This window comes from Arthrobacter sp. yr096 (assembly GCF_900108925.1).
In the GTDB taxonomy this organism is placed as follows: domain Bacteria; phylum Actinomycetota; class Actinomycetes; order Actinomycetales; family Micrococcaceae; genus Arthrobacter.
On the sequence record NZ_FNYI01000006.1, the window covers coordinates 55631 to 67858 of the forward strand.

At 64.7% G+C, this 12228-nt stretch carries 9 protein-coding genes; 7 read left to right on the forward strand and 2 right to left on the reverse strand.

Going from position 1 to position 12228, the window contains the following annotated elements:
* The first annotated feature begins 68 nt into the window (after window positions 1-68).
* From BMY91_RS15885 to BMY91_RS15915, 7 genes are all read left to right on the forward strand, one after another.
* The gene (locus BMY91_RS15885; protein ID WP_090823620.1) at window positions 69-1826 is read left to right on the forward strand and encodes a dihydroxyacetone kinase family protein; all 1758 of its coding nucleotides are present in this window, start codon (window positions 69-71) and stop codon (window positions 1824-1826) included.
* Window positions 1823-2293: a ribose-5-phosphate isomerase gene (locus tag BMY91_RS15890; protein ID WP_090823622.1), complete on the forward strand. Its 471-nt coding sequence runs from the start codon at window positions 1823-1825 to the stop codon at window positions 2291-2293. Before BMY91_RS15885 ends, BMY91_RS15890 begins: the two co-directional genes overlap by 4 nt.
* Window positions 2277-3101 carry a triose-phosphate isomerase family protein gene (locus BMY91_RS15895; RefSeq protein WP_256212779.1) on the forward strand — a complete coding sequence of 275 codons (825 nt, stop codon included), beginning with the start codon at window positions 2277-2279 and terminating at the stop codon, window positions 3099-3101. The genes BMY91_RS15890 and BMY91_RS15895 overlap by 17 nt, the downstream gene beginning before the upstream one ends.
* A complete protein-coding gene (locus BMY91_RS15900) occupies window positions 3098-3898 on the forward strand; it encodes a sugar phosphate isomerase/epimerase family protein (RefSeq protein WP_090823623.1) in 801 nt (266 codons plus the stop codon). Before BMY91_RS15895 ends, BMY91_RS15900 begins: the two co-directional genes overlap by 4 nt.
* A gap of 1 nt (window position 3899) precedes the next feature.
* Entirely contained in the window at window positions 3900-4760 is an 861-nt protein-coding gene (locus tag BMY91_RS15905; RefSeq protein WP_090823625.1) for a phosphogluconate dehydrogenase C-terminal domain-containing protein, read from the forward strand.
* Window positions 4761-4868: 108 nt separating this feature from the next.
* A complete protein-coding gene (locus BMY91_RS15910; protein WP_090823627.1) occupies window positions 4869-9740 on the forward strand; it encodes an NAD-glutamate dehydrogenase in 4872 nt (1623 codons plus the stop codon).
* Window positions 9741-9842: 102 nt separating this feature from the next.
* Window positions 9843-10064: a hypothetical protein gene (locus tag BMY91_RS15915; protein WP_090823628.1), complete on the forward strand. Its 222-nt coding sequence runs from the start codon at window positions 9843-9845 to the stop codon at window positions 10062-10064.
* 123 nt (window positions 10065-10187) lie between these two features.
* Here the strand turns inward: BMY91_RS15915 and BMY91_RS15920 are convergent, their stop codons facing one another.
* Complete coding sequence (locus tag BMY91_RS15920) at window positions 10188-10436, reverse strand: hypothetical protein (protein ID WP_090823630.1); 249 nt, start codon at window positions 10434-10436, stop codon at window positions 10188-10190.
* 198 nt (window positions 10437-10634) lie between these two features.
* A complete protein-coding gene (hutH, locus tag BMY91_RS15925; RefSeq protein WP_090823632.1) occupies window positions 10635-12227 on the reverse strand; it encodes a histidine ammonia-lyase in 1593 nt (530 codons plus the stop codon).
* Between the last annotated feature and the right edge of the window lies 1 nt (window position 12228).

Sequence of the window (12228 nt, forward strand, 5' to 3'; positions counted from 1 at the left end):
TGTGCCCTTCCAGCAGGGAGGGCACAACCACCACTTCACACTTTTCAGTACAGCCCAGGAGATACCCCATGACCCGCCTCTACAACGAGCCCTCAGCCTTCGCTGATGAAATGATCGAAGGCTTCGTCGCATCGCACGGCCGGTGGGTCCGGCGCGTCTCCGGCGGTGTTGCCCGCAGCACGCGTTCGACGCCGGACTCGGTCGCCTTGGTGATCGGTGGCGGCTCCGGCCACTACCCCGCCTTCGCCGGTCTGGTGGGCCAGGGCCTGGCGCACGGCGCAGCGATGGGCAATCTGTTCGCTTCACCCTCGGCACAGCAGGTCTATAACGTGGCCAAAGCTGCCGACAACGGTGGCGGCGTCCTTCTGGGCTACGGCAATTACGCCGGCGACGTCCTGCACTTCACCCAGGCACAGGACAAACTCCGCGCCGAGGGCATCGATTGCAGGAGCATCGCGGTCACGGACGACATTTCCTCGGCTCCCCTGGCCGAGAAGCACAAGCGCCGCGGCATCGCCGGGGATCTAACGGTGTTCAAAGTTGCGGCCGCTGCTGCCGAGGCCGGCTACTCGATGGACGCCGTGGTGGAGATCGCCGAACGCGCCAACGAGCGTACGCGTTCCTTCGGAGTGGCGTTCACAGGTTGCACCCTGCCGGGCGCGGACCACCCGCTCTTCTCCGTTCCCGAGGGGCGTATGGCCGTGGGCATGGGCATCCATGGCGAACCCGGCATTGGCGAAACTGACATCCCGACCGCGGATGAACTGGCCGAACTACTGGTCAAGGACCTCCTCGCCGAGGTCCCGGACGGCCTGTCCGCCCGCGGCGCACGGGTGGTCCCGATCCTCAACGGTCTGGGCAGCGTCAAGTACGAGGAACTCTTTGTGGTCTACCGCCGCGTGGCCCAACTCCTGGCCGAAGCCGGCATCGAGGCCGTTGACCCGCAAGTAGGCGAGCTCGTGACCAGCTTCGACATGGCCGGCACCTCGCTGACACTGTTCTGGCTGGACACCGACCTCGAAGAACTCTGGCTGGCCCCCGCCGATGCCCCGGCCTTCCGGCGCGGCGCGGTAAGCGCCCAATCGCTCGACGCCGGGCAACTCTCCATGAGCGCCGAACAGCAATCCGTGATCCCGGACGCCAGCGAAGAATCCAAAACCGCAGCGCCCACCATCCTCGCGGCCCTCGACGCCGCCAAAGCCGTGGTGGATGCCAACGTGGAAGAACTGGGCCGGATCGACGCGATCGCCGGCGACGGTGACCACGGGATCGGCATGGAGCGCGGAATCCACGCCGCCGTCGCTGCTGCGGCAGACGCCGTCGAACGCGGTGCCGGAGCTGGGACCGTCCTTAATCTTGCTGCCGATGCCTGGGCGGACAAAGCAGGTGGCACTTCGGGTGCGCTGTGGGGCATGGCCCTTCGCGCCGTCGGCCAATCCATGGGTGACAGTGAACGCCCGAACGCGGCAGCCGTTGCCGCAGGGGTGGCCGAGGCGAAGCGTTCCATCATGGACTTCGGCAAGGCCAAGGTAGGCGACAAAACCCTGGTGGACGTGCTGGCCCCGTTCAGCGAAGCCCTCACGGACGCTGTTCAGGGCGGAGCAAGCCTCAGGGAGGCGTGGGGTGCCGCTGCCACCATCGCCGAGCAGTCCGCCGAGGCAACCGCCAATTTGCTGCCCCTCATGGGCCGAGCCCGCCCGCACGCCGAAAAGAGCCTCGGAACGCCCGACGCCGGAGCCGTCTCCATGGCCCTGATCGTCCGGGCCATCCACAACACCCTCGCCGGTAACACCGCCGGGAAGATCTCAGTAAAGGAAACAGCATGAGCACCAAACTGCGCCTGGTCGTTGGATCGGACGACGCCGGATTCGAGTACAAGGAAGCCCTGAAAGCCGATCTGGAAGCGAACGGCTTGGTCGAATCAGTGACCGACGTCGGAGTGGACGCCTCGAGCCACACCCCGTACCCCTCTGTTGCCATCGCCGCCGCTGAACTGATCGCCGCCGGCAAGGCGGACCGTGCACTCCTGGTCTGCGGCACCGGATTGGGCGTTGCGATCGCCGCGAACAAGGTTCCCGGCATCCGCGCCGTCACCGCCCACGATTCCTTCTCCGTGGAACGCTCGGTCCTGAGCAACAACGCCCAGGTCCTCACGTTCGGCCAGCGCGTGGTCGGGCTGGAGCTCGCCCGCCGCCTGGCCAAGGAATGGCTCACCTACACCTTCGACGAAACCTCCGCCTCGGCCGAGAAAGTCACACTGATTAAGGACTACGAGGGTGTCACTTCCTGCTAAGACCGCCAGCGCGGCATCCCGGCAACCACGTGCGGTGATCGGTGTGAGCCTGAAGATGTACTTCGGCTACCAGCGTTCCGTGGACTACTGCCGCGACATCGCCACCATCGCCTTCAAGCACCCTGCAGTGGTGAGCGGCGACATCGAACTGTTTGTGCTGCCCACCCTCCCGGTACTGGCCGAAGCGGCCCGGATCCTGGGCGCTGCCGGTGTTGGAACCGGGGCGCAGGACATCTTCTGGGAAGACGAAGGCGCGTTTACCGGCGAAGTGGGCGGCAAGACCGTTGCCGAGCTCGGCGGCCGGTATGTGGAGGTTGGGCACGCGGAGCGGCGCCGGATCTTCGGCGAGGACGATCGGGTGATCGGCTTGAAGACGGCCGCGGCCTACCGCAACGGGCTTACCCCGGTGCTGTGCGTTGGCGAACTGAATGCCGGTTCCCCCGAGGAAGCAATCGCCCAGTGCACGGCCGACATCGATGCCGCCCTCAACCGCGCCGGAACGCTCGGTCCCACAGCCCGGACCATCGTGGCCTACGAGCCGCAATGGGCCATCGGCGCCCCGGAACCGGCAACACCGGAATACATCAGCGCCGTAGTCCGCGGCCTGGACCAGCACCTGCGTTCGTTGCCGGGCCAGGAAGACAGCCGCGTCATCTACGGCGGCAGCGCCGGACCGGGCCTCATCACGGAACTGGACACCGCCGTCGCAGGCTTGTTCCTGGGCCGCTTCGCGCACGATCCCGCAGCGCTGAAGACCATCCTGGACGAGACCGCCGCACGCCTCGCCGCGAAGAAGGTGGCAGCATGAGCAGCAGGATCGGACTCAGCAGCTACGCGTTCTTCTGGCAGCTCTCGGACCAGGTCAGCCAGCCGATGAACATCCACGACGCGTTGCGGAAAGCGGCGGATCTGGGCGTGGACCTGTTCCAGATCTGCGACTACGCGCCGCTGGAAACCATGAACGACGACGAGCTCGCCGCCGTCCGCCGCACAGCAGACGAACTGGGCATAACCCTGGAAGTGGGGACGAAAGGTATCCGCCCGGAACACCTGCGCACGTTCCTGCACATCGCCCAGGTGCTGGGCTCGGACCTGCTGCGCACCATGTTCAACGTCCCCGGCCACACGCCGGACAACGACGAAGCCGTCCAGATCTTCACCGACGTCCTGCCGGAGTTTGAGGCAGCCGGGGTGAGGATCGCCGTGGAGACCTATGAACAGGTCCCCACGGAACGGATCCTGGACGTGGTCCGCCGCGTCAACAGCCCCTACCTGGGAATCTGCAGCGACCCCGCCAACACCGTGGCCGGGCTGGAGATGCCGCAGCAGGTGATTGACGCCGTCGCGCCTTACGTCCTGAACATGCACATCAAAGACTTTGCGTTCAGCCGCAAACAGGGATGGGTCGGGTTCACGTACTCGGGCGCACCCCTCGGCGAAGGCCTTCTCGACTACGACTACATGGTCGGCAAGATCCAGCCCAAAGAAAGACACATCAACCAAATCGTCGAACACTGGCTGCCCTGGCAGGACTCCGAAGCGGAGACCATCCGCCTCGAAAACCAGTGGACCCAGCAGAGCCTCGATTTCCTAAGGAGCAAGTGAAATGTCAGCAGAAACTTTGACCGTCGCCGTTGTCGGAGCCGGTGGCAAAATGGGGATGCGCGTTTCCCGCAACCTCCAGAAGTCCACCCACAACGTCTTCTACAGCGAGAACTCCCCCGCGGGCCAGGAACGCGTCCGCGCCGAAGGCCGCGACATCACCGCCACCGACGACGCCGTCCCCACGGCCGACGTCGTCATCCTCGCCGTGCCGGACACCGTCCTGGGCATCGTCTCCGAAGGCGTCGTCCCGCAGATGAAGTCCGGCGCCATCCTCCTCACCCTCGATCCCGCCGCCGCCTACGCAGGCCTCCTGGCCAAGCGCGACGACGTCGTCCAGGCCGTTGCGCACCCCTGCCACCCGTCCGTGTTCCTGGAGCGCACCACCAAGGAAGAATGGGCCGATACCTTCGGCGGACAGGGTGCCCCGCAGAACGTGGTCTCCGCGATCGACGACGACGCCCCCGCAGCAACCCGCGATGTGGCCGAAGCGGTCATCCGCACCATCTACGCACCCGTGATCGATGTTCACTGGGTCACCGTCAAGCAGCTCGCCATCCTGGAACCCACCCTGGTGGAAACCGTGGCCTGCATGATCGGCACCCTGCTCAACGAGGCACTCCACGAGACCGTCCACACCGCCGGCGTACCCGAAGAAGCAGCCAAGGCCATGCTGTTCGGGCACGTGCAGATCGCCCTCACCAACGCCCTGCGCGGATCCAACCCGTTCTCCGAGGCCTGCGAAATCGCCATCCAGTACGGCAAGGACACCATCATCAAGGACGATTGGAAGAAGATCTTCGATGACTCCGAGCTGGATGGCGTGATCGCCAAGATGCTCAAGCTGGACGCCGTCAAGCGCTAAGCCTCCACCGGCGCCAGGCCCTCAACCGGGATGGCACTTGATGCCAATGTTTTGCCCAAAACATTGGCATCAAGTGCCATCCCGCGCCGTTTAAGCGATCATGAGAATATGTCCTCCAGGATCGAGCCGGCGGACGTATTTCTGACCGACTACTACGAGCACGTGTCCCAGGACGACGTCCGCAACTACACGCCGGAAACCCTCTTGGAACGTGCCCGGTACCACCGGTCCTTGGCCGAGCGTCGTGAGCCAGGGCAGGCGGTTGTGGGGGTTCTCCACGAGACCGATGCGAGCGTGGTGGCGATCGTCACGGACGACATGCCCTACCTCCTTCCCTCCATCACCGCACGGATTGCCGAAGACACCGCCTCCATCCGGCTTCTGGTCCATCCCTCCTTCAGCGTCACCCGCGATCCCGCAACCCACCGCCTGGTCACCATCCACAGGGCGCCACACCGCACGGGGCTGCCCACCGGCGTCGAAACGTCCGCGGCCGGCTTCCCGCCGCTGTCCCCACCGGATGAGGAGTACGACGGCGGACCACTCACCGAGGCGTGGATGGCCATGGAGATCCCCCGGCTCCCGGACGAGGTGGCCACGGAACTACTGGTCGACCGTCTGAAAGGGGTTCTGCGCGATGTGAGGGCGGCGGCGGAAGACAACGCAGCCATCCACCAGGAGCTGGCGCACGAAATCACGGAGCTTGGCGGGCGCATAAGCCCGGATCGCGAGGGCGCGGAGGCGCAGGAGCTGCTGCGCTGGCTGGCCGACGGCAACTTTGTGTTCCTTGGTTACCGGGGGCGTCGTGGGCTGGGCCTGCTGCGCCAAAGGGCTACCACGGAGGTTTCCAACCGCGGCGCGCCGGATGCCCCGCTCCTCACACTCACCAAGTCCAGCCAACGCTCCACGGTCCTGCGCCGCGCCTACCTGGACGAAATCAGGGTGCTTGCGCGGGACGGCAGCGGGCAGACCTTCGTTGGGCTGTTCTCCCCCAGCTCGACGTCCCACTCAGCGCTGGAAATTCCCGTTATCCGTGACACCGTGAACGAGGTTCTGCAAGCGTTTGGGTACCCGCCAACATCCCATCATGGCAAGGAACTTTTGGCTGTTATTGAGGGCTACCCCCGCGATGAACTGTTCCACATCGACGCAGAACAGCTGGCCGCCCATGCCCGCGAGATCCTTCGGCTCCAGGAACGCCACAGCACGCGGCTGTTCCTCCGGCCGGACTCGTTTGGGCGGTTCATGACTGCCCTGGTGTTCCTCCCCCGCCGCCGGTACAGCACGGCAGTCAGGCTCAGCATCGAGCATGAGCTTCGTGAGGCGTTCGGCTCGGACTCCATCGAGTTCGAGCTTCGCTTGGGCGAATCAGCCATGGCGCGGGTGTTCTTCCGGATCCTCCTGCCCCAGGCGGGTTTAGCGCAGGTGGGGAGTCCCGGCGTCGTGGATGCCTCAGTACTGGAGCCGCGGATCATCGCCGCTACCAGGACCTGGGCTCAAGGCCTTGCCGAGGCGCTGCAGGCCCGGCATCCCGCGGACGAGGCCGCGCGGCTCTCCCGTCAGTGGGGTGGTGCGTTCCCGGCCAGCTACAAGGCCGATTTTGAAGTTGAGGACGCTGTTGAGGACATCTCGAGGTTTGAGAGTTTCCCACCGGGCGACGGTGATGAAGACCCGCTGCTGACCGTTTACAGGCGTCCCGGCACCGCCGTCCTCACCGAGGATGCCCGGATCAGGCTGTATCTCACCCGGCCTCAGAGCCTCACCCAGATCCTGCCGTTCTTCCACAACCTTGGCCTGAAAGTCCTGGACCAGCGTCCCTTCGATGTGCAGCGTGCCGACGGCCGGCAGTTCTTCCTCTACGACCTCGGGCTCAAGTACCCGCGCGGGGTGGACCCGCTGGCCACGGGTGACCTGTTGGCCGCTTCGTTCTGCGCGGCGATGCGGGGCGACGCGGAGTCCGATGCCTTCGACGCGTTGGTCATCCGGGAGGGAATCGATTGGCGGCACGTCGCCATCCTGCGCGCTTACGCCAAATACCTGAGGCAGTTGGGGAGCACTAATTCGTACGGCTTCATCGCGGACACCCTCCGGGGGAATCCGAAGGCCACACATGCGCTGCTGGAGTTGTTCGAGGCGAAGTTCAACCCGGACAGCTACGCGCCGGACCTGTTTGATCCGGAACTTAACAACCCCGCGCGCCGCCGCCCGGACAACGCCGGCGGCGACGTCTTCGAAGAAGGCAGCAGCGAACTCAGCCATCGGACGCAGGCGATCCATGCCGCCCGCGCAGTGCTGGCCGCAGCCATCGATGCCATCCCCGAGTTGGACGCCGACAAGCTCCTCCGGACCCTCGCGAGCCTGGTGGAAGCCACCCTGCGCACCAATTTCTACCTGAACAAGCCGTGCATCAGTGTCAAACTCAACCCGTCCAGCATCCCGGCAGCTCCGGCGCCCCGCCCTCGGTTTGAAATCTGGGTCTATTCGCCACGCGTTGAAGGCGTGCACCTGCGTTTCGGTCCAATAGCCAGGGGTGGACTCCGATGGTCGGACAGGCGCGAGGACTTCCGCACGGAAATCCTGGGGCTGGTGAAGGCGCAGACGGTCAAGAATGCCGTGATTGTGCCAACGGGGGCCAAGGGCGGCTTCTTCCCCAAGCGCCTCCCGGATCCAGCAGAGGACCGCGCGGCCTGGCTCGCCGAAGGCCAGGAAAGCTACCGGACTTTCATCCGCGGCCTGCTGGACGTCACGGACAACCTCGTGCCGGATCCCGACGGCGGCAGCACCAGCCGCGTCGTTGCGCCGCCCCGGGTGGTACGGCACGATGGCGACGATTACTACCTGGTGGTCGCGGCGGACAAGGGAACCGCCGCCTTCTCCGACATCGCCAACGATGTAGCGGCCGAGTACAGCTTCTGGCTGGGGGACGCCTTCGCTTCGGGCGGTTCAGTGGGCTATGACCACAAACAGATGGGCATCACTGCGCGCGGTGCGTGGGAATCCGTGCGGCACCACTTCAGTGAGTTGATGATCGATTCCCGGGCAGAGGATTTCACCGTGGTGGGCATCGGGGACATGAGCGGTGACGTTTTCGGCAATGGGATGCTCCTCTCCCAGCACATCAAGTTGATTGCCGCATTCGATCATCGGCATATCTTCCTGGACCCCACACCGGATCCCCTCGAGTCCTTCGCCGAGCGGGAACGGCTCTTCAAGCTCCCCCGGTCATCCTGGGCAGATTACAACCCGGAAAAACTGAGCCCGGGTGGCGGCATTTTTGCGCGCACCGATAAATCCATCAAGCTCACCGAACAGATGAGGCTCGCCCTGGGGTTGGAAGAAGGGCCGGAGCCCAGAGGCCAGGTGACCATGAGCCCACCTGAGCTTCTTCGCGCGGTCCTCATGGCCCCGGTGGATCTGCTGTACAACGGCGGAATTGGCACCTACGTCAAGGCGTCCGCGGAGTCCCACGCCGACGTCGGGGACAAATCCAACGACGCCATCCGGGTGGATGCCAACCAGCTCCGCACCCACATCATTGCCGAGGGCGGCAACCTGGGCATCACGCAACGCGGGAGGATCGAGGCGGCGCTCAACGGGATCCTGGTTAATACTGACGCAATCGACAATTCGGCAGGAGTGGATTGTTCGGACCATGAGGTGAACATCAAGATCTTCCTGGACCGCATGATCGCGGCCGGCAGGATGTCCGCCGCGGAACGGACCGCTTTCCTGCACTCACTCCAGGACGACGTGGGGCGGCTGGTCCTGAAAACCAATGACCACCAGAACGTCCTCTTGCTCACCGACAAGCAGTTGGCCGTGGAATGGAGCCCCAGCTTCGAAAGGACCATGGACTGGCTGGAAGCCGTCACGGACCTGGACCGGAACCTGGAGTTTCTCCCCAGCAACCCGGAACTACAGGCCCGCGTGCTCACAGGGAAAGGACTGACCACTCCCGAGCTTGCCGTGCTGGCCGCCTACGCCAAGATCGAACTCGCCAAGGAGTTGACCGGGGGTGGACTGGCCGATGATCCTTGGTTCTCCGAAACTCTTCGCGGGTACTTTCCACACCAGGTTTCCGAACGGTTCGGCGAACACCTCTCAACACATCCCCTGCGCCGGGAGATCGTGGCCACCGTGGTGGCCAACGACATGATCAACATGGGCGGCATTGCCTTCGCCTTCCGGGCCATGGAAGAGACCACCGTGTCAGCTGCGGCGGTGGCACGCGGGTTCGTGGTGATGCGAAAGATCTGGGACCTGGACTCGGTAACCCACGCAATTTCCCAGCTGCCCGCCAGCACCCCCAGCGAGCATGGAGCAGCCGTGGCCCTGGACATGCGGCGCCTGCTGGACCGGTCCGTGCGCTGGTACGTGACACACGATTTCCGCGACAAACCCGTTGCCGATGCCTTGGCGCGTCTGGAGCAGCCGATGTCCCTGATGCGGGCCAACTTCACAGGCTTCCTGCATGGGATCAACCTGGCGCATTCCCTGAAGCGCCTGGCCCACACCGACTCCGTGGGACTGCCCCATGCCCTGGGAATCCGGGCTTCGGAACTGCTGGTCAGCTACGGACTCTTGGACATTTCAGCCATCGCGGAGGAACTCCAGGAACCTGCGGAGGCAGTGGCAGAGGTCTACTTCGCCGTGTTCGAACGGATTTCCGCGATCCCCCTGCTGGAACATATCACCATGCTTCCGCGGGACACCCACTGGGAATCGTTGGCCAGGGCTGCACTGCGGGATGACATGTATCTGGTGTTGGCCGACATGACCAAGGCAGTGGTCCGGCACACCCCCCGGTCATCCGCCTCGGCCAGCGATCCCGTGGAACGGATCATGGATTGGGAGCACGGAAACATCGAACAATTGGCGCGCATCCAGGAGACCATCCAAGAGGCCATCAAGCCAGGTCCGGTGGATATTGCCGCGCTTTCGGTGGCCGTGAAACTGCTCCGCGCCATGGTTCGACGATGAGACCCAGATCACTCACCTGCCAGTCATCTTACAAATATTGGGTCCGCACCGATTATGATTGATGGGTCGCCCTCGCATGCGGCACGTAATAGGAGGCCCCCAATGACCCCTGCAATGACTGCAGAACGCGAAATTCGCCTGTCCTTTTCCAAGGCAGACGAGATCCACGACGGACTCGACCGCGCCGTGGATGCCCTGATCGAAAACGCAGCAGCCGACGCTGCCTGCGGAATTCTGGTGACGCGCCACGAGCCCGGCACCTACACCGTGGCCCTGGACGAATCCGTTCCCTTCGGTCAGACCCACGAAGTCCTCGCTGCCTGATACCCCCAACGTATTTCCTGGCAGCGACGCCAAAAACCGGGGCCCGTCCCCTTCCGCATCTACTACCCGCGGAAGGGGACGAGCCCCGGTTTCTGTTAATAAGTACCTCTGCGGAGCTGCCGCCTACGCCCGGCGGAGAGTCACGCCGTCGGACTTCATGAACAGTTCCTTGCCCTCCTCGGTGACGCCCGGCCCCGAGTGCTCAAGCCACACTACGTTTCCGCTGCTGGAGATTTCCTCCACCCGACCGGCTGCGATGACGTGGGCGTACTTGACCACTTCCACCGTCTCGCCAACCTTCAGCGTCTTCCAATCGGAAACCGTAGCCGAGTGAGCGTTTCGCCTGGACAGGACTGCTCCGCGTGCCTTCATTGAACTTCTACCCCTTTGTGGATGTTCTCTGTTGTGTATTGAGTTGTTGAACGGTTGACCGTCAAGCCCACGACACCATTGGCGTGGACGTGACGTACACCATAAGTTCTACTACATTTGCCACGCCCCGGAGATTGCGTTGCGAACAAAGACCGGGGCGTGACAAATATGCCCATCAAATGAGCGTTTTATTCGACGTCAGGCCAAAATCCCGACGGCGGATTCGGCGGCCGCGCGGACCGCCCCGGAGCCAACCAAGCGGTCAGCCGCTTCCAGTTCCGGCGACAGGAACCTGTCGGCCCCCGGTCCCTGAACCACCTCGCGAAGCACCTCAAGCACGGCCGTTCCGGCCGGACCCGGGGTGAGTTCGCCGTCGGACATCTGGGTCCGCATGTCGATGGCGCGGGCGCTGGTGACAAGCTCGACGGCGAGCACGCGGCGGAGGTTCTCCACGGCCTTGCGCAGCTTCCGGGCAGCGTGCCAGCCCATGGAGACGTGGTCTTCCTGCATGGCGGAGCTCGGGATGGAGTCCACCGATGCCGGAACAGCCAAGCGCTTGTTGTCCGACACCAGTCCGGCCTGGGTGTACTGGGCAATCATCAGACCTGAGTCCACACCCGGATCTCCGGCGAGGAAGGCCGGAAGTCCGTGCGAACGGGCCGGGTCCAGCATGCGGTCCGTGCGGCGCTCGGCGATGGAGCTGAGGTCAGCGACGGCAATGGCCAGGAAGTCCAGGACGTAGGCCACGGGGGCGCCGTGGAAGTTGCCGTTGGAGGTGACACGGCCGTCCGGGAGGACCACCGGGTTGTCGATCGCTGCGGCGAGTTCGCGGGAAGCAACCAGCGCGGCGTGGTCCACGGTATCGCGGACAGCACCGGCTACCTGCGGGGCGCAACGCAGTGAGTAAGCGTCCTGCACCTTGGTGTCGTTGATCCGGTGCGATGCGACGATCGGCGAGTTGGACAGCACGCGGAGCATGTTGTCGGCGCTGGCGGCCTGGCCCGGGTGGGGACGCAGTGCTGCGTGAAGCTCGGGCAGGAACACCTGGTCGGTGCCCAGCAGCGCCTCGACGCTGAGCGCCGCGGTGACGTCCGCCGTCGCAAGCAACAAGCGGATGTCCGCAATGGCCATCAGCAGCATGCCGAGCATGCCCTCGGTGCCGTTGACGAGGGCCAGGCCCTCCTTCTCGGCGAGGGTGACCGGCTCGATGCCGTGCTGCGCAAGAAGCTCAGCAACCGGCGGCTTGCCAGCGGTTCCGTACAGTTCGCCGTCGGGACCGGTCGCTTCGCCTTCGCCCATGAGGACCAGGGCGCAGTGGGACAACGGCGCGAGGTCGCCAGAGCAACCGAGCGAACCGAACTCGCGGACCAACGGGGTGATGCCCGCGTTGAGGACGTCCACCATGGTCTGCAGGACCACGGGACGGACGCCCGTGCGGCCCGATGCCAGCGTCTTGGCGCGGAGGAACATGATGCCGCGGACCACTTCGCGCTCAACGGCCGGGCCCATGCCTGCAGCATGGCTGCGGATCAGCGACTTCTGCAGCTGCGTGCGGAGGTCGTTGGGGATGTGCCGGTTGGCCAGCGCGCCGAAGCCCGTGGAAATGCCGTAGGCGGGGACATCGCTGGTAGCCAGATCGTCAATGTGCGCACGGACCTTGGCAACGTTGTCCAGGGCGTCCTGGGAGATGGTCACCTTGGCGTCGTGGCGTGCGACGGCGACGACGTCTTCCGGGGTGACTCCGCTGGAGCCGAGGGTGACGGTGAGCTGTTCGTTGGATGTAATAGTCATT